Source organism: Lysobacterales bacterium, from assembly GCA_016721845.1.
In the GTDB taxonomy this organism is placed as follows: Bacteria; Pseudomonadota; Gammaproteobacteria; order Xanthomonadales; family Ahniellaceae; genus JADKHK01.
On record JADKHK010000013.1, the window covers coordinates 1,316,758 to 1,337,084 of the forward strand.

A 20,327-nucleotide genomic window follows, 5' to 3' on the forward strand; every position below is an offset into this window, starting at 1 on the left:
AACGTCGTTTCCGGTAGACGCACGGAAACCGGGTGAAACGGCTCATTCGTCCTGCAGGCGTCCTCGCAGGGCATCACGTCGTGATGCCGCCGTGGGCGACAGCCGGCCTTCGGCTTCGAACGCGGCCCAAATCGCAAGGGCGGATTCAACCGCCCGGCGTGCCACCTCGACATCCGCGGGTGCATGCCAATGGGCCTCGGCAACCTGTGCCCAGGCCTCGGCGAGATAGTCCCGGAATCGGGCGGCATCCGGGTCGGCGGCCGCGAGTGCGGCCAACGCATTCGCTGCCGCCAGCAGCGAAGCACGGCCGCTGGCGACGTCGCCGGCGGCCACCAGGTTGCGCCCCAGGTGCATGCGTGACAATGCGTGGCTCAATGCGAAATCGGGTGAATGACCGACCAATGCGGCCTGCATCGACAAGGCTTCGCGATGGCTGGCCACCGCACCGGGAAAGTCGCCCAACGCTTCGCGCAATTCGCCATGTCGACGATGGGCAAGCGACAGCGCCAGGCTTGCTTCCGGATTGTCCGGACTCGCGCGGCGCCAACGCTCGTTGACTTCGATCTGGCGCGCAACGATCGGCATCGCATCACGGGCCCGTCCAGCCTTCAGCAACTGACGTGCGGCCCAGCCGCAACTGGCGGATACGGCCTGCCACAACATGTCGTTGCCAGGGTCACGGGCGAGCATCGCTTCAGTGGTTGCAAGCGCCTGCAGGGCCGAAGCGACCGAAGCATCGAGGTCGCCCAATGCCTCGCGCACCGGCACCAGTCGCGAATGCACCAGGGCCTGCTCGTATCGATAGAAACTGTCGTCGGGGTCGGCGGCCGCCAGATCCGAAATCGTCTCCAGGGCGGCATCGAGCGCGGTTGCCGCCTGTGCCATGTCGTTCTGGCCGATCCAGTATTCGCCGTCTCGCAACTCGCTCTGGTATTGCCCGAAGCGCAGCCCGGCATCATCGGGATGCGACTTCATGGCGGCTTCGCGCAGCGCGCGGGCCTGCTCGTGCGCGCGTCGCGAGGCCGCGATTTCGTTCAGCGATCCGGAACTCTCGCGACCGAGCAAGTCGCCGTAATGATCAAGCACGTTCGCATGTTCGATCACGATGTCGGTCTGCGTCCGGGTGCTCGCAGGCAGCGCCGAAAATGTCGCCAGAGCCCGCTCGAACCGCTGCTTCGCGTCACGGAGTTCTCCCGCCTGATAGCGCAACTCGGCCTGACGCGACTGCAACTTCGCCCCCAGCAGGTTGGCCGCCACTCTGTCGTGGTCGCCGTGCGGCATGCGATCGAGCAGTGCTGCTGCGGCGGCATAACTTCGCGCAGCCCCTTCGAGATCACCGATGTTCGGTCCAAAAGGATTGCCTTGAAGGTCGCCGACCTTGACGTAGGCGGCTGCGGTATCGACGAGCAAGGCGACATCGTCGCCCGCTTCGCGCGACAGCGATTCAAGATAGCGCAGCGCATCGGCCACGAGGCGCTGCTGCATCGGCAACGAACCGCCAAGCTTGCGGATGCCTTCCTGATAGTCGAACAGGACGGTGTTTGCGAACTGGTGCACTTGGTCGAATCGGCGCTCGGCGCGTTCACGCTCCGTCGCGGCGATCCGTGCCTGCCACACGGCAGCGACGGTCGCGACGACGAGCATCAGCAGGCAGGCGGCCACGACCGACACCGCCGCACGATGACGTCCGACAAATCGCCGCAATACGTAGCCGGTCGTGGCGCGGCGCGCCGTCACCGGTTTCCCCGCCAGAACCGCACGGACGTCTTCGCCCAGCTCACGCGCCGACGCATATCGCCGCTGCGGTTCCTTCTCCAGCGCCATGGCCACGATGCGATCGAGATCGGCGCGCCAGCTGTGGGGCATCTCCACCTGACCCGCCTGCCGCAGCAACGACGGCGCATCCTCGTACAACAACGCCTGCCGCAAGGCCTCGTCGCGGCGCCCTCCCTGCCGGAACGGATGCGCGTTGCCGAGCAGTTCGAACAGCAACAGGCCGAGGGCGTGCACGTCGGTCGCGGTGGTCACCGGCTCGCCGCGCAACTGCTCGGGCGCGGCGTAGGCGGGCGTCAGCGATGAGCCGAAATCACGTGTCAGCGTGCTGTCGATGTCGTCGCCGATCAGCTTGCCGATGCCGTAGTCGAGCAATTTGGGTCGGCCGTCCGCCCCCACCATCAGGTTGCCGGGCTTGATATCGCGATGGACCAGCAGCCGCTGGTGCCCGTATGCAACGGCGTCGCAGACGCCGGCAAACAGCTGCAGGCGCCGCTCCGCCGAAGGTTGCTCGGCAACGAGGTACCGATCCAGTGTCCGACCTTCGACAAGTTCGAGGGCGAGATATGGCCGCCCGTCCTGCGCGACACCGGCATCGAGCAGCCGCACAATGCCGGGATGATCAAGTCGCGCCAACAGGTCGCGCTCATGCTGCAGGCGCCGGGTACCCGCGGCATCAAGACGCCCCTGCTGCAACACCTTGATCGCGACAGTCTGTGCAAAATCGCCGTCGCGGTGTGCTCGATAGACGATGCCCGATCCACCTTCGCCGATGCAGGCATCGATGACGAACGGCCCGATGTGATAGCCGACGCGCACGTCGTCGTCTTCAAGTGCCGCGAGCGCCGACAACGGCATCGCGTCGGGCAGCGCCTCGTTGTCCAGTTGCGACAACAATGACGCCAGCTCGGCGGCCAGGTCCGGCGATCGCGCCGCGACCGCGGCCAGATGCGCCTGGCGGGCCTCCGCGGCCAGCGCCAGCGCGGCATCGAGCTCGGTTTGCAGTACTCGCCAGTGCTCGGGATCGGTGCGCGAATTCACGCCGACAACTCGCGCGACAACCACAACCGCGCCATCGTCCAGTCCCGCTTCACAGTCGCAAGCGAAACGCCGAGCAAGGTCGCGATTTCCGTCAACTCCAGCCCGGCAAAGAACTTCATCTCGACGATCCGCGCCTGACGCGCGTCGAGTGCGGCGAGTGCATCCAGCGCTTCGTGCAACCCGATCACGTCGAATTCGGCACCGACGATTTGTTCCGCCGCGGACAGGCTGACCAGCTCGATGCCATCGCCGCGTTTCTGCGCGGCCCGGTCACGGGCGTGGTTGACCAGAATGCGCCGCATCATGGTCGCGGCCAGGCTGAAGAAATAGAGGCGATCGCCGGGGTCGGCCGACGCCTGCACCGCCATGCGCAGCCAGGCTTCGTGCACCAGCGCCGTGGTCTGCAGGGTATGGTTCTCGCGTTCGCGCCGCATCAGGCCGCGCGCGACCCGTTTCAGTTCGTCGTAGACCAGCGGTAGCAAACGATCGAGCGCCGCGGCATCGCCGCCACGGGCACTGCGCAGGTCCGCTTCGATCGACTCGCCCGAGTACACCGACACCCCTGTTTCAGTCGCGCTGCCTCACGAAGCGCGGCTGCGATTCTACGCGGCGCAGCCACGCCTGCACATGAGGATACCCGCCCAGTTCGATACCGCCGGCCGGCGCATCGTGCGTGTAGGCGTACAGCGCGATGTCGGCGATCGAGTACCCGCTCGCGACCATGAAGTCACGCGTTGCCAGTTCGCGCTCCATCACCGCCAGCGCCTGATGCGCGCGCGCCTGCAAACGCGGCAACTCGGCGCGGCGCGGATGATCGGCCGGCAGAAACTTGGCGATGAAGCGTGCGACCGCGACGTAAGGTTCGTGGCTGTATTGCTCGAAGAACAGCCATTGCAGGGTTTGCGCGCGTGCCCAGCGCTCGTTCGGCAGCAGCGGCGACGCTTCGGCGAGGTAGCAGAGAATGGCATTCGACTCGGCCAGGCAGCGACCGTCTTCCAGTTCCAGCAGCGGCACCTTGCCGTTCGGGTTTTTCGCGAGGAATTCCGGCGTGCGCGTGCCGCCGTTGAGCGTATCGACCTCGATCCAGCGATACGGCTGGTCGAGCTGCGACAGCAGCAGCTGCAACTTGTAGCAATTGCCCGAGGCACACATGCCATGGATCGTGATCATGCACTTCGCTCCGTGCTGCGGCGTGCCAGCCATTGCGTACGCGTTTGCCCCCAGAGCCCGATCTTCGCGTCGGCATAGGGTTCGGGCAGTCGGCCGGGACCGCGATAGCTCGAACCGAGCCGTTCGGCGAGCTTGATCGAGGCGTCGTTGTCCGGATCGATGCTGTGGATGACCTCGGTCCAGTCCAGATTCGCGAAGGTCCAGTCGATCGCCGCAGTCGCGGCTTCGGTCGCGTAGCCCTTGCCCCAGACATCGGGGTGAAAGGTCCAGCCGACCTCGGTGCCGGGCCAGCCGTCGGGAAACCAGGGCCCGGTCATGCCGACCCAGCGGCCGCTGGCCTTCTCGATCACACTGAACATCGCGAACCCCTGCACCAGCCATGCCCCCGGCATCTGCAGGAATCTCCGCCAGGCCGCGGCCCGGGGCAGCACGCCGCCGATGTGCTTTGCCGCGTTTTCGTCGGCGAGCAGCTCGGCAAAGCGCTCGAAGTCTTCTGATCGCTGCATGCGCAACACCAGCCGCCGGGATTCCAGCATCGGCGGGTTGGAAAGGACGAACGGTACGTGCTGGGGCATGGGCGGTCATTTGATGGCGAGCCTGCAGCGAGCTTGACGACTGTGCCGCAGACCTGCAATTCCCGCTCGCCGTGCGGTGATTTGGGGCGCTAGACTCGGTCGAATCCTTGCCGCCGGAGCCCCGCATCATGAGCGAATCGCAACGTTATCGCCTTGTCACCCGCAGTGATTTCGATGGCCTGGTCTGCGCCGTCCTGCTCAAGCAGCGCGGCATCATCGACGAAATCAGTTTCGTGCATCCCAAGGACATGCAGGACGGCAAGGTCGCGATCGGTCCGCGCGACATCACCACCAACCTGCCCTACGTCCCGGGCTGTCATCTGGCGTTCGACCACCACGCCAGCGAAATCATCCGGCTCGGCGCCGAGCGTCCGGCCAATCTGATCATCGACGCCGGCGCCGCTTCGGCCGCAGGCGTGGTCTATCGTCACTTCGGTGGCGAGGAATCCTTTCCGACAATCGCGCCGGCGATGATGGCCGCAGTCGACAAGGCCGACTCCGCGCAATTCTCGCGCGACGAGATCCTGAATCCGGAAGGCTGGGTGCTGCTGAACTATCTGATGGATGCCCGCACCGGCCTCGGCCGCTTCCGCGAATTCCGGGTGTCGAACTACCAGTTGATGATGGAACTGATCGACTACTGCGGCACCCATACGATCGACGAGATCCTCGCCTTGCCGGACGTCAAGGAACGCGCTGACCTGTATTTCGCCCACTCCGAGATGGCGGAAGACCAGATCCGCGAATGCGCGACCGTGCACGACAATCTGGTCGTGCTCGATCTGCGTGAAGAAGACCCGATCTACGCGACCAATCGCTTCATGATCTACGCGATGTACCCGCAGACCAACATTTCGATCCACGTGCTGTGGGGCCTGAAAAAACAGAACACCGCGTTCGCGATCGGCAAGTCGATCATCAACCGCAGTTCGAAGACCGACGTCGGCGAACTCTGTCTCAAGTACGGCGGAGGCGGCCACTTCGCCGCAGGCACCTGTCAGGTGCCCGTGGACGATACCGACCGCGTGCTCGCCGAACTGATCGAGACCATTACTAGCGACGGCTGACCATGATTGGCACAGCGGCGACCGCAATCAGAAGGCGTTGATGCCCGTCAGTTCGCGGCCGACGACGAGCTGATGCACGGTCTCGGTGCCTTCGTAAGTGATGACCGATTCCAGATTCAGTGCGTGACGGATCGGGCTGTATTCGGTGGTGATGCCGGCGCCGCCCAGCACGTCGCGGGCCTCGCGGGCGATGTCGAGTGCCATGCGCACGTTGTTCCACTTCGCCAGCGACACCTGGGTCGGCTGCATCTTGCCGGCGTCCTTCAGGCGACCGAGCTGCAGCGACAGCAGCTGTGCCTGGGTGATGCGGCGCGCCATGTCGGCAAGCTTCAACTGCACCGCCTGCGTCGACGCGATCGGCTTGCCGAACAGGATGCGCGACTTCGCGTACTCGGTCGCGGTGTGCAAACAGTCGATGGCGGCGCCGATCGGCCCCCAGGTGATGCCGTAACGCGCCTGCGTCAGGCAACCGAGCGGACCCTTCAGGCCCTTCACGTTCGGCAGGCGATTCGCCTCCGGCACGCGCACGTTGTCGAAGAACAGGGCCGAGGTGACTGACGCGCGCAGCGACATCTTGCGATGCACGACCTGCGCGGTGAATCCGGGCATGCCCTTTTCGAGCAGGAAGCCCTGGATGCCCTCGTCGGTCTGGGCCCAGACAATCGCGATGTTCGCGAGGTTGCCGTTGGTGATCCACATCTTGGCGCCATTGATCAGCCAATCGCCGCCGTCGCGCTTGGCATGGGTCTTCATGTTCGCCGGATCCGAGCCGCCATGCGGTTCGGTCAAGCCGAAGCAGCCGATCACTTCACCGCGCGCCATCGGCGGCAGCCACTTCTTGCGCTGCTCTTCAGAACCGTAGGCGTAGATCGGGTACATGCACAGCGAGCTCTGTACCGAGGCGAAGCTGCGGATGCCGGAGTCGCCGCGTTCCAGTTCCTGGCAGATCAGTCCGTAGCTGACGCCGTTCATGCCGGCGCAACCGTATTCGGTCGGCAAGGACGAACCGAGCAGGCCCATCTCGGCCATCTCGGCGATGAGGTGTTGCGGAAATTCGCCCTTGTCGAAACAGTCACCGATGATCGGGATCACGCGCTCGTCGGTGAAGCGCGCCACCGCATCCTGCACCGCCTGTTCTTCCTCGGTCAGCAGCGAGCGGATGTCGAACAGATCGTAGGGATTCAGGGCCATGGCAGCGGATCCGGCAGAAAAAAGGTCGGGCATTGTAGTCGTGGCGGTGGTGACGGTCACGCCAACACGCGTTTCAATGCCGCCCTGCCCGGGATCAGCCCGAACCGTCCTCCGCCGCCTGGCGGCGCGACATCTTGCCGATCAGGGTGATGTCGGGCTTGTCCCAGGTGCCCCGCACGCGATAACGCGAGGAGACGACTTCATCGATCGGCTTGCGCATCACTTCCTGCGCCAGCACGCCGACCACGGCACCGACCGGGCCGCCGGCGACCGCACCGACGATCGGCAAGGCGCCACGCAGTTTCGGCGTCACTTCCATGTCCTGTTCGTAGTCCTTGGCACGCAGCCCGGTGCGGCCACTGATGCGGATGTCGGCCGCCGGACCCTTGATTTCGAGGTTGGCGGTATGGGCACTGCCGTCGACCAGGGTGAAGCTGCCGCGGATGCTGTCGAAGGCCATGCCGGTCTGGAAGAAGTCGCGAAAATCGAGCGACAAGCGGCGCGGAATCGCACTGAAATTGACCAGACCAAAGATCCTGCCGGCGCCCGGATCGACGTTGAGGATGCGGCCCTCGCCCACTTCGCCGGACAACTCGCCGTCGATGTTGACCAAGCCGAACTGCGCCGGCGAACCCGCCCAGTTGCCCTTGATCCGCGCCACCGTCTGGCCGCCGTCGATGACGCCGGCATACCCCAGAGACTCCAGCATCTTGCCGAGGCTTTCCGAACTCAGGGTGATGTCGAGCCCGCTGCGTTCGCTGCCATCGACCAGTTTCCAATCGCCGCTGGCGCGCATGGTCAGGGTCGGCGAACGCGCATCGAACTGTTCGATGCGCAGGCCCCCGGGCATCGGCTGGGTTTCGACGCGCGCCTCGCCAAAGCTGGCCGCGCCAAGCTTGAGGTCACGTACCCAGATGTGCAGCGGCGGCAATTGCGACGGATCAGTTGGACGCGAACTGCGCTGACCGGCCACGTCGGCCTCGGGCCAATGCAACTTCTCGAACTGCAGGGTCAGTCCACGCGTGGCGAGCTCCGCTCGCGGCACCTCGAAACTGCCATCGATGCCGACACCCTCCAGATCCACGCGGGTGACGCGCGCATCGCGTTCGATGCGCAGCGAGGTGTCGGCAAAGCCACGTCCCATCACCTCGAGTTCGTTCGCCTGCAGATCGACGCTGAGATCGGGCGAGGCATCGCTGCCACCAACACCGAATGCGCTCCAGCCGCCCAGGTCGATGCTCGGCGCACTGCCCGAGATCCGCAGGCCGGGGCGCGCCGGCAACACCGGCAATTCGCCGCCGAGCGCCAGATGACCCGCGAATTCGCGCTGATCGTCGGCCATGCGGGCCTTGAAGCGCGCCATCGCGCCGATCTGCACATCGAGTTCATGTCCCGCCGCCGGCAACTGCACCGACATGCGCAAGGGCATCGGCGATTCGGCATCCTTGCCGAGCGGCGCCGGCAAGTCGAGGGTGATGCCGCGCAAATCGGAATTCAGCGTCAGCATGGACAGCGCCGGCCGTTCCGGATCCGGGCTGCGCGGCACCACCAGCGACAGATCCCAATAGGCCTTGCCAGGCAGCCGGTTCCAGTAGGGATCGAGGACATGGAAGGCGCTCATCACCGAAGGTGCCTTCATGTCACCGCGCAGGCTGGCTTCCAGTTGATGGGCCGGGTCGGCAGCGTGCGCACCCACGGCAATGGCAAAGCGTGCCGCGTCGCCGTCGACGCGCACGTCGAGACCTTCCGCGTCGAATCCGTCGCGCGAAAAGCGCACGATCCCGTTCGCCTGTTCGAACTTCAGGCCCCACTTCGCATCGGCCAGATCGGCATCGTGCAAATCGACCCGACCTTCCAGCGTCGGTTCGCCGAGACGCAGCGCCAGCGGCAGGCGCAGGTCGAAGTTCGCATCGCCACGACCACCGATCGACAACGCCAGCAACTCGTCGCGATAGCGCTGGTTCAGCGGCGTCGCACGCAGAAATTCGAGCAGGGCCGGCCCGGCACCCTCGGCGCTGCCGCGCAGGCGCAGGATCGGATCCTTGAAGCTTTCGAGATCACCTTCGACTTGCGCGATGGCCACGTCGAGAATGCGGCCGTCGCGCGCCACTGCGGTCATGCCGCCATTGCGGAAGCGCGTCTCGACCTGATGCACCTGACCACGCGGCCAGTCGCGGTGGTAATCGAGCACCAGGTCGACGATCTCGGCATCGGCCATGAAACGGCCTTGGTCGGCATTGAACGGCCAGTCGTCAAGATCGCCGCGGATACTGGCGACACCACGCGTGATGCGCCCCGAGACCAGTGCCCGATCCAGCCAGCCCCGCGTATTGGCCGGCATCACGACGATCGGCCAGAACGCCTTGGCCGCAACGATGCCGCTGTCGCGCACATTCACCGCGGCATCGATGAAGGGCCGCTTGCCGTCTCGCTCGAACACCAGCGCCAGCCAGCCGTCCAGCCCGAAATCCTCGCCTTGCAACGCCAGTTCCGGAAACTCGACCCGCACACCATCGCCTTCCCGGACGAGCACCAGTTGCGCGCGCTCGATGTGCACGGGAAAAGGGGCGGGGAACACACCGGGAAAATCGATCACGGTCTCCACCGGCTCGACCTGGATCACGACCGCTTCGGCATCGCCACGCACGTCGGCATCGATCCCGGCGACACGCGGACTACGCCGCGTCGACGACAGTGCGACATCCTTCAATTCGCCGGCGATGTCGGCCACGTCGCTGTCCTTGCCGGACATGCTGAATTCCCGCAAGTGTCCGATCGGTGCCGCCTCGAACAACCAGCCCGCCGTTCCGGGCGAGGCCAGGGTGCTCAGGCTGAGCCAAGGCATGAGCCGATCCAGTTCGAGATGTTCGACCGCCAGCGTCCACGCGCCATTCCCGCGTTCGCGTTGCAGCGACAGCTTGCTGCGCGCCGGATCGTCCTGGTCCAGGGTCGGGCCTTCGAGCAGCGAGAACTGCTCGCGTTCCGCATTGCGTGTCCATTGCAGCGCGAGGCGGGTCGCATCCGGGCTGTAGCGAGCCTCGATCTCCTCGCCGTTCGACAGCCGCACCGGCCGCATCCCGCGCAATGCCAGTGCATCGGCCGCAAGTTCGATGCGACCGTCGGTGATTTCGCTGCGCAGGAATTTCGCCCAGACCGAAAGGTCGGCCGCGCCGCCGGCGAAGCCGATCCCGGCAACGCGAAGGTCTCCCAAGGCCTGGGCCACCGGCAGCGCCTGCGCCTGCGCGTAGCACTGCCCCGAGCGGAAATCGGCGGCGAGATCGCAACGCACGTCGATCGGCGCGGCATCGCCCAGTTTCGCGCGACCGACGATGCGCTGGCCACCGACACGCGCGCCGATCGCGACATCGATGTCACCGAGTCGAATGCGGCTGTCGCTGCCGACGTCGTGGAAGCTCAGCACCGACTGACTGACGCGGAACGCACCGAGCGCGCGCAGTGCGTCCAGCGGATCGCCGACGGTGTCGGCCGATCCGCGCCACTGCACGATGCGGAAGCGACCATCGGCATCGCGCTCGGCATCGATGGCCAGTCCGATGATGCGCAACTCGTGCCAGGGCACGTCTCGCTTGAACGGTGCATAGAAGTCGACGACGAGTTCGGCGCGCTCGACTTCGAGCGCCGGATGACCGGTATCGCCACCGATGCGCAGGTCACTGATGCGAAAGACCGGCCCGCCCGGCAGCCATTCGCCGTCGAGCGTCGCGAAGTTCACCGGGCGATGCAGGCGATCGGACAGGAACTGCTGCACGCGCTCGGGATGCGCCAGAACCCAGGGGAACAACAGACTCAACCCACCCATCAAGGTCGCGGCCAGAATCAGCAAGCCGCCGACGCCGAACAGGATGCGGCGGCGGACGCGACGACGGCGGGCGCGCTCGGGATTCACCCGCGCCGCTCCATCATCGCAACGGCCGCGCGCTCGATCACATCACCACCACGTCGTACTGTTCCTGCGAATACTGGTCTTCGGGCTGGAAGCTGATGGTCTTGCCGATGAACTCCTCCAGTTCCGCGACCGCGGCGGATTCCTCGTCGAGGATTCGCGCGACCACTTTCGGCGCCGCCAGCACCAGCAGCTTTTCGGCATCGAACTGGCGCACCGCGCGGGTGATCTCGCGGAAGATCTCGTAGCACACGGTCTCGGCCGTCTTCATCGTGCTGCGCCCGGCACAGGCCGGACAGGGTTCGCACAACTGCCGCTCCAGGCTCTCGGTCGTGCGCTTGCGCGTCATTTCGACCAGGCCCAGGGGCGACATCTCGTACACCGTGGTCTTGGCGTGATCTCGGGTCAGTGCCTTCTCCAGCTGTCGCAACACCTGGCGCTTGTGTTCCTCGTCGGTCATGTCGATGAAGTCGATGATGATGATGCCGCCGAGGTTGCGCAGTCGCAGTTGCCGGGCAACCGCCTGTGCCGCTTCGAGATTGGTGCGATACACCGTCTCTTCGAGATTGCGCGTGCCGAGATAGGCGCCGGTGTTCACGTCGACCGTGGTCATGGCCTCGGTCTGGTCGACGATCAGATAGCCGCCGGACTTCAGCGGCACTTCCTTCTTCAAAGCACGCTGGATCTCGTCTTCGACCCCGTACAAGTCGAAGATCGGGCGCTCGCCCGGATAGTGCTCGACCCGCTCGACCCAGGCCGGCATGAACTGGCGCGCGAATTTCAGCAGTCGCTCGTAGGCCTCGCGCGAATCGACGCGCACCTTGCCGATGTTGTGGCGCATGTGGTCGCGCACCGAGCGCAGCGGCAGACTCAGATCCTCGTACACGCAATCGCCGACTTTCGAATGCGCGAAGCGCGCACTCACCGCCCGCCAGACCTTCTGCAGATAGGTGATGTCGTCCTTCAGCGCCTCGTCACCGACGCCGTCGGCATTGGTACGCACGATGTAGCCGTGTTCGCGTTCGACGGCGAGCGCCAGCATCAGGTCCTTCAGGCGTGCACGTTCGACTTCGTCTTCGATGCGCGCCGACACGCCGATCTGCTTGCTGGTGGCGAGCAGCACGAGATAACGCGACGGCAGCGACAGATGCGTCGTCAGCCGGGCACCCTTGCTGCCGATCGGATCCTTGACGATCTGCACGATCACCTCCTGGCCTTCGTGCAGCAATTCGTTGATCGGCGGCGTCGGTGCCGGAGCCTCCGGCGCCTCAAGGTCCGGGGACGGCGTGCGCACGATGTCCGAAGCATGCAGGAACGCAGCGCGATCCAGCCCGACTTCGACGAACGCCGCCTGCATGCCTGGCATCACCCGCTGCACGCGACCCTTGTAGATGTTGCCGACATAGCCGCGACGCGAGGCACGTTCGACGTAGACCTCCTGCAGCATGCCGTTTTCGACGAGGGCGACGCGTGTCTCGCGCGGCGTCACATTGATCAGGATCTCTTCGCTCACGCGGCTCTTCCGTTCAGCTTTGATGCACTTATAGCCTGCCGCCGATGAACCGCGATAGTCCGCAGATTGACTTGCGGCAAACAAACGCGAATCACGAATTTCTTACACGGCGAATCCGAAGCCTCGCAGCAGGACCGCGGTCTCGTGCACGGGCAGGCCCATGACGCCGGAAAAACTCCCGGACAAGTGCGCGACCAGGGTCGCGCCGCGGCCCTGGATCGCATACGCACCGGCCTTGCCGAAGGGCTCGCCGGTCGCGATGTACGCAGCGATCGCCGGCTCGTCGATCATTGCAAAGCGGACCTCGGACACCGACACGGATTCAACCTCGCGCCCGGCACTGACCAGCGCGACCGCCGAGATCACCTGATGCGTGCGCCCGGACAACAGGCGCAACATGCGTGCGGCGTCGGCGGCATCGGCCGGCTTGCCGAACACGAGGCCATCCAGCACGACTTCGGTATCGGCGCCGAGCACCAGGGCACCGGGCACGGCGGCCACCTGCAACAGTCCGGCGCCGGCCTTTTCGCGCGCAACGCGACGCACGTAGTCGAGTGGCGACTCGCCTCCGGCCGGGGTCTCGTCGACGCCGACCTCGAGTGGTTCGAACACGACACCGATCTGGTTCAGGAGTTCGCGCCGACGCGGCGACTGCGATGCAAGGAACAGGGTCATCGGCACGGCCTCAGGCGCGGTGATAGGGATGGCCTTCGAGAATCGAATGGGCGCGATACAACTGCTCGGCGATCACCACGCGCACGAGACCGTGCGGCAACGTGAGCGGCGACAGCGACCAGCGCGCAGCGGCGCGTTCCAGCAGCACGGGCGCATGGCCATCGGGGCCACCGATGGCGAGGGCGACATCGCGACCGTCGAGCGTCCAGCGCCGCATCTGCTCGGCGAGCTGCACGCTGGTCCAGGCCGCACCGCGCTCATCGAGCGCGATCAGCTGCACGTCACGACCGACGGCGGCGAGCAGGCGCTCGGACTCATCGGCCTTGTGTTTCGCGGCATCACCGCCCTTGCCCCGCTTCGCCAGCGGCAATTCCACCAGTTCCGGGGCGAGGTGCCTGGGAAGTCGCTTGGCGTATTCGGCGTACCCGTCATTGACCCATGCGGGCTGGCGCTCGCTGATGGTCAGCAGGCGGATACGCATGGATCGAACGGATCAGGGCGCAGCTTCGGCGTCGTCGTCGCCACCCACGCTCCACAACCGTTCCAGGCCGTAGAACTCGCGGATGCGCGGCAGCATCACGTGCACGACGATGTCACCGAGGTCGACCAGCACCCATTCGGCTTCCTTCTCGCCTTCGATGCCGAGCGGCATCATGCCGGCCTTCTTCACGAAGCGGACGACCTCGTCGGCGATCGACTTGACATGGCGCGTCGAGGTGCCGCTGGCGATGAACAGCAAGTCGGCAAACGACGCCTTGGCGCGAATGTCGATCTCGTTCACGTCCTTGGCCTTGAGCTCGTCGAGCGCGGCAATGACCTGCTTGCGCAGCAGTGCGGTCTCCTTCGCCAAGGCCGGCGGCACGGGTGCAGACGCAGCCAGTTCCGGTTTCGCGGCCAGCTTGCGCGGCGCGGCCAGTTTCTTCACGGCGACTTTCTTCGCGGCCTTCTTCACGCCTGCCTTCTTCTTTGCTGCAGGCTTGCGCTTTCCGGAAGCGGCTTTCTTCGCAGGCGCCTTGCGCGCGGTCGTCTTCGCTTTCGGCTTGGCTTTGGAGGTCGTGTTCAAGTGGGGAATTCCCTTGGCACGGCGGACTGCCGTGGACCGCAGTATAGGTCAGTCCGGCGCCGATCCCGACCGATACAGTCCGTTCCGCTCGATGTAGTCGGCCACGGCCTCGGGCAACAGGAAGCGCGGATCGCGGCCGGCCGCAATCAGCGTACGCACCGCCGTCGCCGAAATCGCCAGCGGCGTGACCGCGAGTTCGGCGATGCGTCCGGCGGCCTGTCCGCGCAACTGCGCCAGCGCGCCGCGCCGCGCGACGGCCTGGGCACGCAAGCTTTCCGGCCAGGCGACGCGATCGGCCGCGCCCGGCCGCGTCAGGATCAGCACGTGCGCGAGGTCGAAGATGTCGTGATGGCGATGCCAGGTCGCGAATCCGGCAAAAGCATCTGCACCGACACACAGCACCAAGGGCCGATCGGGCCCGAGTTCGGCGCGCAGCTCGGCCAGGGTATCGACGCTGTAACTCGGGCCGGCCCGACGCAACTCGCGATCATCCGCGTGCAGGCGCGCGCATCCGCGCAGACCGAGCGCCAGCATCGCGAGACGTTGCTCGGCGCTGGCCAGGGGCTGCGGGCGATGCGGCGGCACCGGCGCCGGCAACAGGCGCACGTCGGCGTCCAGGGCTTCGCTGATCTCGACCGCGACGCGCAAATGGCCGATGTGGACGGGATCGAAGGTACCGCCGAAGATCGCCGTCAACATGCCCATCAGGCCACCATGCGTTTGCCGGCGCGTGCGTCGCTGATGCGCAGCAGCAGGCGCTCGAGCGCCAGAAACGGATCATCCACGCCGCGCCCCTTTGAAAGCCGATCGCCCCGTGCCGCTTCGGCGAGACGCTGCTCCCAGAATCGTGCATCGCCGCGCGCCAGCGCTTTGCGGAACGCGGCATCGCGCGCACCCCAGATGCCTTCGTTGCGGAATGCCCCGGACTGCTGTGCGCGCGGCAGCTGCGACAATCTCGCTGCGGCCTGCAAGTTCGACAGCAGCCAGGCCATCAGGGTGGCCGGCGCTTCGCCTTCGGCGCGCAGCGACGCCAGCATGCGTCGCGCCCGTGCCCCATCACCGGCAAACGTCGCCTCGACCATGCCGAACACATCGAACCGCGCGGAGTCGGCGACCAGATCTTCCAGCTCGCGTTCATCGATGCGGTGTCCGTTCGCCAACAGTGCGAGCTTGTCGATCTCCTGCGCGCAGGCGAGCAGATTGCCCTCGGTGCGGCGCACCAGCGCGTCCACCGCATCCGCTGTCAGCTGCACCGAACGCGAGGCCGCGCGCGCTTGCACCCAGCCCGGCAACTCGTCGCGCTTCAGCGGCCACAGCGCCAGAAATACCCCGCTGCGATCGATCGCCTGGGTCCACTTGCCTTCCTGCTTCTTGCTCCATTGCATGCAGGTAATCAGCAGCACACAGTCGGACGGCGCGCGTTCGCACCATTCCTGGATCGCCTCGGAACCTTCGGTGCCGGGCTTGCCGGTCGGCAGGCGCAGTTCGATCAGGCGCTGCGATGCGAACAACGACATCGCCGCCCCCGACCGTGCAAGATCGTTCCAGTCGAACCCGGACTCAACGTCATGGACTTCGCGCTCGCTGTAACCGAGTTCGCGTGCGCGGCTGCGCAAGGCGTCCGCGGCCTCGATCACCAGCAGGTGCTCTTCGCCGGCGATCAGGTACACCGGCTTCAGTTCCGTCGCCTTCGCAATGCGGCTCGCAAATTGCGCGGCGGCGCTCATCAGCGGGTCGCTTCGATCCGCCGCAGCAGAGCGGCCAGGGTGTCGCGGCGCAATTCCTTGCGCGCCAGTTCGTCTTCGGCCGCGGCACCGAGCGCCTGGGTCTCGTCGAAGCGATAGTCGCGGCGACGCTCGATGGCATTGCGCGCGACAAGGACCGTGCCGTCGGCCGCGACGACTTCGAATTCGACGCGATGCACCACTTGATATTCCTGCACGCGCGCTGTGCCGCTGACCGACAGCGGCACCGTGTTCAGTACGTCGCCAAGTATGCGCAGCACCGCGACCTTGTCGGTGACGTCCTCGTGCAGGGTCGCACCGGCGCGCATCAGCGCGCGCCCCAGTTCCTGGCCGATCGGACTGAACGGGGCGACGACTTCGATGCGCAATTCCTGCAATGCCGCCGGCAGTACCGCCTGTTCACGCAAGTGGAACCCGCAGGCAGTGAGCGACATCAGCACGGCAAGCAGGACGATACGCATCTCAATTGGCCACGATGTTGACGATCTTGCCGGGCACGACGATGACCTTGCGAATGGTGACGCCGTCGAGGAATTTCTGCACCGCCGGATCGTGGCGCGCGGCGGTTTCAGCGTCTTCCTTCGACGCGTTCGCCGGCACTTCGATCTGGCCGCGCAGCTTGCCGTTGACCTGCACCGCGAGCACCACCGAATCACGCACCAGTGCCGACTCATCGGCCTTCGGCCAGGGCTGGTCGTCGATCTGCGTTTCGGCATGACCGAGCGCCTGCCACAACGCGTGCGCGGCATGCGGCACGATCGGATTCAACATCAGCGTGATCGCGGTCCAGGCTTCCTGGCGCACGGCACGTGCGGCGTCCGAAGAGTCGTCGAACTTCGCGATCGCGTTCAGCAGTTCCATCAGCGCCGCGATCGCGGTGTTGAAGCTGTGGCGGCGGCCGTAGTCGTCGCCGACCTTCTGGATGGTCTCGTGCAACTTGCGGCGCAGCGCCTTTTGTTCGGCGTTCAACACGGACGCGTCGAACTTCGGCGCGGTACCGCCAGCGACATGCGACTGCACGCCCGCCCACAGGCGGCGCAGGAAACGCGCCATGCCTTCCACGCCGGACTCGTTCCATTCCAGCGACATTTCCGGCGGCGCGGCGAACATCGAGAACAGGCGCACGGTGTCGGCGCCGTAACGCTCGATCATCGCCTGCGGATCGACGCCGTTGTTCTTCGACTTCGACATCTTCTCGGTGCCGCCGATCTGCACCGGCTGGCCATCCGCCGCGAGCTTCGCGCCGAGGATGCGGCCGCGTTCGTCGCGCTCGATCTCGACATCGGCCGGATTGAACCAGTCCTTGCCGCCGTTGGCCTGTTCGCGGAAGAAGGTTTCCGCGACGACCATGCCCTGGCACAGCAGGTTGGTCGCCGGCTCGTCGGTCTGCACCAGCCCGGCGTCGCGCATCAGCTTGTGGAAGAAGCGGAAATACAGCAGGTGCAGGATCGCGTGCTCGATGCCGCCGATGTACTGGTCGACCGGCAGCCAGTAGTTCGCGCGCTCGTCGACCAGGTCGGTGGCGCCCGGCGAGGTGTAGCGGGCGTAGTACCAACTCGATTCCATGAAGGTGTCGAAGGTGTCGGTCTCGCGTTCGGCGGCGCCACCGCATTGCGGGCAGGTGGTCTTGCGCCAGGTCGGATCGGCCTTGATCGGCGACTTCACGCCCGAGAACGCCACGTCTTCCGGCAGCACGACCGGCAACTGGTCTTCCGGCACCGGCACGGCTTCGCAGGTCGGGCAGTAGATGATCGGAATCGGGCAGCCCCAGTAACGCTGTCGACTGACGCCCCAGTCCCGCAGGCGATAGTTGACCTTGCGCGCACCGGACTTGCACTTCTCCAGGCGCTCGGCGATGGCCTTGAAGCTCTGCTCGAAGGTCATGCCGTCGTAGGCGCCGGAATTCAGCAGCAGGCCGTGCTCGGTATAGGCCGCGGCCTGCACATCGATGTCGCCGCCGTCCAGCGGACGGATCACCTGCTTGATCGGCAGGGCGTACTTGGTCGCGAATTCATGGTCGCGTTCGTCGTGGCCGGGCACCGCCATCACCGCGCCGGTGCCGTAACCCATCAGCACGAAGTTCGCGACCCAGACCGGTACACGTTCACCGCTGATCGGGTGCGTTGCGTAGATGCCGGTGGCGACGCCGCGCTTTTCCTGGGTTTCCAGAGCGGCTTCTGCGGTCGCGCCGTGGCGGCATTCCTCGATGAAGGCGGCCAGTTCCAGATTCGTCTGGGCCGCCTTGATCGCCAGCGGATGTTCGGCGGCGACCGAGACGAAGGTCACGCCCATCAAGGTGTCGGGGCGCGTGGTGTAGACGCGCAATGGCGTCGCTTCCCTCGGTCGCTCCCGGCATCCTGCCTCCCGCGACACTAGTGCTTCCCTGCACGTCGACCGCGAAGTCGATCTCCAGGCCTTCCGAGCGCCCGATCCAGTTGCGCTGCATGGTCTTGACCGCTTCCGGCCAGCCCGGCAGGCGATCGAGTTCGTTCAGCAGTTCCTCGGCGTAGGCGGTGATCTTGAAGAACCACTGCGGGATCTCGCGGCGTTCGACCACGGCGCCGGAGCGCCAGCCGCGGCCGTCGATGACCTGCTCGTTGGCGAGCACGGTTTCATCCACCGGGTCCCAGTTCACGACCGAGTTGCGGCGGTAGACAAGCCCGCGCTTGAACAGCCGCGTGAAGAACAATTGTTCCCAGCGGTAGTAGTCCGGGCGGCAGGTCGCGAATTCGCGGGTCCAGTCGATCGCGTACCCGAGCGCCTGCAACTGCCCGCGCATGTGCTCGATGTTGGCGTACGTCCACTTCGCCGGCGCGGTGTTGTTCTTGATCGCGGCGTTTTCCGCCGGCAGGCCGAACGCGTCCCAGCCCATCGGCTGCAGCACGTTCTTGCCGTTCATGCGCTGGAAGCGGCTGATCACGTCGCCGATCGTGTAGTTGCGCACGTGGCCCATGTGCAAGGCACCCGACGGGTACGGCAGCATCGACAGCACGTAGTACTTGGGCTTACTGCGGTCTTCCGTGACCTCGTAGGCGCGGGTACGCGACCAATACGCCTGGGCGGCGGCTTCGATCGATTTCGGGTCGTAGTGTTCGTGCATGCTCGGGTTGCGCCGCAAGGACGCATCGCTCAAAGGGGGTGACAGCCAGACTAGCGCAGCGCCTTTCCGGGCGGCAACCGGATCGGCGCGCGGCTGGCTACACTGCCGGACTTTCGTCAGGAGTCGACCATGCGCCTCGTACTGAGTGTTTGTTTGTTCGCCTGCCTCGGTAGCGCCCACGCGACGACGCCGGTGGCGAAGATCGTCGACTGCGCGCACGCCATCGACATGCGCGCCGGCAAGCTGCTCGGACGCACCGCGCTGCTGGTCATCGATGGACGCATCGCCGATATCGGCGCCAGCGTCGAATCCCTGTCCACGTCGCCGGCATTGACCGACACCGGGCTCGATTTTGCCGCGCTGCCGGTGCATGCCCTGCCCGCGCACACCTGCACGCCCGGCTGGACCGATCTGCATGTGCACCTGTCCGGCGAGCAGAACAAGGAGTCCTACAGCGAAGGGTTCCGCCTGAACGCGGCCGACTTCGCGTTGCGCGGCAGCGTTTTTGCCGAGCGCACCCTGATGGCCGGCTTCACCACCGTGCGCGATCTCGGCAGCAGCGACGGCATCGCGATCAGCCTGCGCAACGCCATCAACAGCGGCTGGATCAAGGGCCCGCGCATCTTCGCGGCGGGCAAGGCGATCGCCACCACGGGCGGCCATGCCGATCCGCGCAACGGCATCAGCAATAAATTGACCGAGGCGCTCGGCTATCCGCAGCCGCAGGACGGCGTCGTCGACAGCGTCGACGAGGCCCGCAAGGCCGTGCGCCAGCGCTACAAGGAAGGCGCCGACCTGATCAAGATCACCGCCACCGGCGGCGTGCTGTCTTTCGCGAAGTCGGCCGACAATCCGCAGTTCACGCTGGAGGAGATCCAAAGCATCGTGCAGACAGCGCGCGACTACGGCTTCCACGTCGCCGCGCATGCGCATGGCACCGAAGGCATGAAGCGCGCGATTCTCGCCGGCGTGAACACCATCGAGCACGGCACCTATGCCGATGACCAGATGTTCCTGATGATGAAGCAGCGGGGCACCTATCTGGTACCAACCCTGGTCGCGGGCGCCTATGTCAGCGAGAAGTCGAAGGATCCGACCTGGTTTCCGGCCGTGGTGCGACCCAAGGCGGCACGCGTCGGCGCGCAGATCTCGGACACGTTCGCCAAGGCGGTCAAGGCCGGCGTGCCGTTCGCGTTCGGCACCGACTCCGGCGTATCCCCGCACGGCCAGAACGCGCGCGAGTTCACGCTGATGGTGCAGGCCGGCGCAACCCCGATGCAGGCCCTGCAAGCCGCGACCGTGGTACCGGCGAAGATCCTCGGCGTTTCGGACCAGGGCACGCTCGACGTCGGCCAACGCGCCGACATCGTCGCGGTGCCGGGCAATCCGCTAGACGACATCAGTGCCACCGAACGCGTCGCCTTCGTGATGAAGGACGGCGTGATCTACAAGTCGCCCTGAGCGCTTGAATCCGCCCCGGCACGCACCCAGATCACACCGCCCTATTCAT

The 20,327-nt window shown here is 65.9% G+C and carries 15 protein-coding genes and 1 pseudogene; 2 read left to right on the forward strand and 14 right to left on the reverse strand.

Features of this window, described 5'->3' with window-relative positions; translation table 11 throughout:
- Positions 1–42 precede the first annotated feature (42 nt).
- Genes IPP28_13360 through IPP28_13375 form a run of 4 tightly spaced genes read right to left on the reverse strand, consistent with a single transcriptional unit; the run spans position 43 to position 4,559 of the window.
- Positions 43–2,814 (reverse strand): serine/threonine protein kinase, encoded by a 2,772-nt coding sequence (locus tag IPP28_13360; protein ID MBL0042000.1) that lies wholly within the window; start codon positions 2,812–2,814, stop codon positions 43–45.
- A complete protein-coding gene (locus IPP28_13365) occupies positions 2,811–3,374 on the reverse strand; it encodes a sigma-70 family RNA polymerase sigma factor (GenBank protein MBL0042001.1) in 564 nt (187 codons plus the stop codon). The genes IPP28_13360 and IPP28_13365 overlap by 4 nt, the downstream gene beginning before the upstream one ends.
- Positions 3,375–3,381: 7 nt before the next feature.
- Positions 3,382–3,984 carry a glutathione S-transferase family protein gene (locus IPP28_13370; protein ID MBL0042002.1) on the reverse strand — a complete coding sequence of 201 codons (603 nt, stop codon included), beginning with the start codon at positions 3,982–3,984 and terminating at the stop codon, positions 3,382–3,384.
- Positions 3,981–4,559: a GNAT family N-acetyltransferase gene (locus tag IPP28_13375; GenBank protein ID MBL0042003.1), complete on the reverse strand. Its 579-nt coding sequence runs from the start codon at positions 4,557–4,559 to the stop codon at positions 3,981–3,983. Before IPP28_13375 ends, IPP28_13370 begins: the two co-directional genes overlap by 4 nt.
- Positions 4,560–4,687: 128 nt before the next feature.
- On the opposite strand from IPP28_13375, the gene IPP28_13380 reads away from it, so the two are divergent.
- Positions 4,688–5,626: an exopolyphosphatase gene (locus IPP28_13380; protein ID MBL0042004.1), complete on the forward strand. Its 939-nt coding sequence runs from the start codon at positions 4,688–4,690 to the stop codon at positions 5,624–5,626.
- A 27-nt stretch (positions 5,627–5,653) separates the two neighbouring features.
- Here IPP28_13380 and IPP28_13385 read toward each other — a convergent pair whose 3' ends face one another.
- From IPP28_13385 to IPP28_13430, 10 genes and pseudogenes are all read right to left on the reverse strand, one after another.
- Complete coding sequence (locus tag IPP28_13385) at positions 5,654–6,817, reverse strand: acyl-CoA dehydrogenase family protein (GenBank protein MBL0042005.1); 1,164 nt, start codon at positions 6,815–6,817, stop codon at positions 5,654–5,656.
- 94 nt (positions 6,818–6,911) lie between these two features.
- Positions 6,912–10,724: a TIGR02099 family protein gene (locus tag IPP28_13390; protein MBL0042006.1), complete on the reverse strand. Its 3,813-nt coding sequence runs from the start codon at positions 10,722–10,724 to the stop codon at positions 6,912–6,914.
- Between the two features lie 37 nt (positions 10,725–10,761).
- Complete coding sequence (gene rng, locus IPP28_13395; GenBank protein MBL0042007.1) at positions 10,762–12,234, reverse strand: ribonuclease G; 1,473 nt, start codon at positions 12,232–12,234, stop codon at positions 10,762–10,764.
- A 102-nt stretch (positions 12,235–12,336) separates the two neighbouring features.
- Entirely contained in the window at positions 12,337–12,909 is a 573-nt protein-coding gene (maf, locus tag IPP28_13400) for a septum formation inhibitor Maf (protein ID MBL0042008.1), read from the reverse strand.
- A 10-nt stretch (positions 12,910–12,919) separates the two neighbouring features.
- Complete coding sequence (gene rlmH, locus IPP28_13405; GenBank protein MBL0042009.1) at positions 12,920–13,390, reverse strand: 23S rRNA (pseudouridine(1915)-N(3))-methyltransferase RlmH; 471 nt, start codon at positions 13,388–13,390, stop codon at positions 12,920–12,922.
- 12 nt (positions 13,391–13,402) lie between these two features.
- Positions 13,403–13,771, reverse strand: a complete 369-nt coding sequence (rsfS, locus tag IPP28_13410) for a ribosome silencing factor (GenBank protein ID MBL0042010.1) — start codon at positions 13,769–13,771, stop codon at positions 13,403–13,405.
- Positions 13,772–14,020: 249 nt separating this feature from the next.
- Complete coding sequence (nadD, locus tag IPP28_13415; protein ID MBL0042011.1) at positions 14,021–14,677, reverse strand: nicotinate-nucleotide adenylyltransferase; 657 nt, start codon at positions 14,675–14,677, stop codon at positions 14,021–14,023.
- The gene (gene holA, locus IPP28_13420) at positions 14,677–15,699 is read right to left on the reverse strand and encodes a DNA polymerase III subunit delta (GenBank protein MBL0042012.1); all 1,023 of its coding nucleotides are present in this window, start codon (positions 15,697–15,699) and stop codon (positions 14,677–14,679) included. The genes nadD and holA overlap by 1 nt, the downstream gene beginning before the upstream one ends.
- Positions 15,699–16,178: a hypothetical protein gene (locus IPP28_13425; GenBank protein MBL0042013.1), complete on the reverse strand. Its 480-nt coding sequence runs from the start codon at positions 16,176–16,178 to the stop codon at positions 15,699–15,701. Before IPP28_13425 ends, holA begins: the two co-directional genes overlap by 1 nt.
- 1 nt (position 16,179) lies before the next feature.
- Positions 16,180–18,817: pseudogene (locus tag IPP28_13430) on the reverse strand (leucine--tRNA ligase).
- A 129-nt stretch (positions 18,818–18,946) separates the two neighbouring features.
- Between IPP28_13430 and IPP28_13435 the strand changes: the two are divergent.
- Positions 18,947–20,278 (forward strand): amidohydrolase family protein, encoded by a 1,332-nt coding sequence (locus IPP28_13435; protein ID MBL0042014.1) that lies wholly within the window; start codon positions 18,947–18,949, stop codon positions 20,276–20,278.
- Positions 20,279–20,327 lie beyond the last annotated feature (49 nt).

Coding starts and splice junctions, on each gene's coding strand:
- IPP28_13370 (MBL0042002.1), bottom strand. CDS start 3,984: ATGATCACGATCCATGGCATGTGTGCCTCGGGCAATTGCTACAAGTTG.
- IPP28_13375 (MBL0042003.1), bottom strand. CDS start 4,559: ATGCCCCAGCACGTACCGTTCGTCCTTTCCAACCCGCCGATGCTGGAA.
- IPP28_13380 (MBL0042004.1), top strand. CDS start 4,688: ATGAGCGAATCGCAACGTTATCGCCTTGTCACCCGCAGTGATTTCGAT.
- IPP28_13385 (MBL0042005.1), bottom strand. CDS start 6,817: ATGGCCCTGAATCCCTACGATCTGTTCGACATCCGCTCGCTGCTGACC.
- maf (MBL0042008.1), bottom strand. CDS start 12,909: ATGACCCTGTTCCTTGCATCGCAGTCGCCGCGTCGGCGCGAACTCCTG.
- rlmH (MBL0042009.1), bottom strand. CDS start 13,390: ATGCGTATCCGCCTGCTGACCATCAGCGAGCGCCAGCCCGCATGGGTC.
- nadD (MBL0042011.1), bottom strand. CDS start 14,677: ATGGGCATGTTGACGGCGATCTTCGGCGGTACCTTCGATCCCGTCCAC.
- holA (MBL0042012.1), bottom strand. CDS start 15,699: ATGAGCGCCGCCGCGCAATTTGCGAGCCGCATTGCGAAGGCGACGGAA.
- IPP28_13425 (MBL0042013.1), bottom strand. CDS start 16,178: ATGCGTATCGTCCTGCTTGCCGTGCTGATGTCGCTCACTGCCTGCGGG.
- IPP28_13435 (MBL0042014.1), top strand. CDS start 18,947: ATGCGCCTCGTACTGAGTGTTTGTTTGTTCGCCTGCCTCGGTAGCGCC.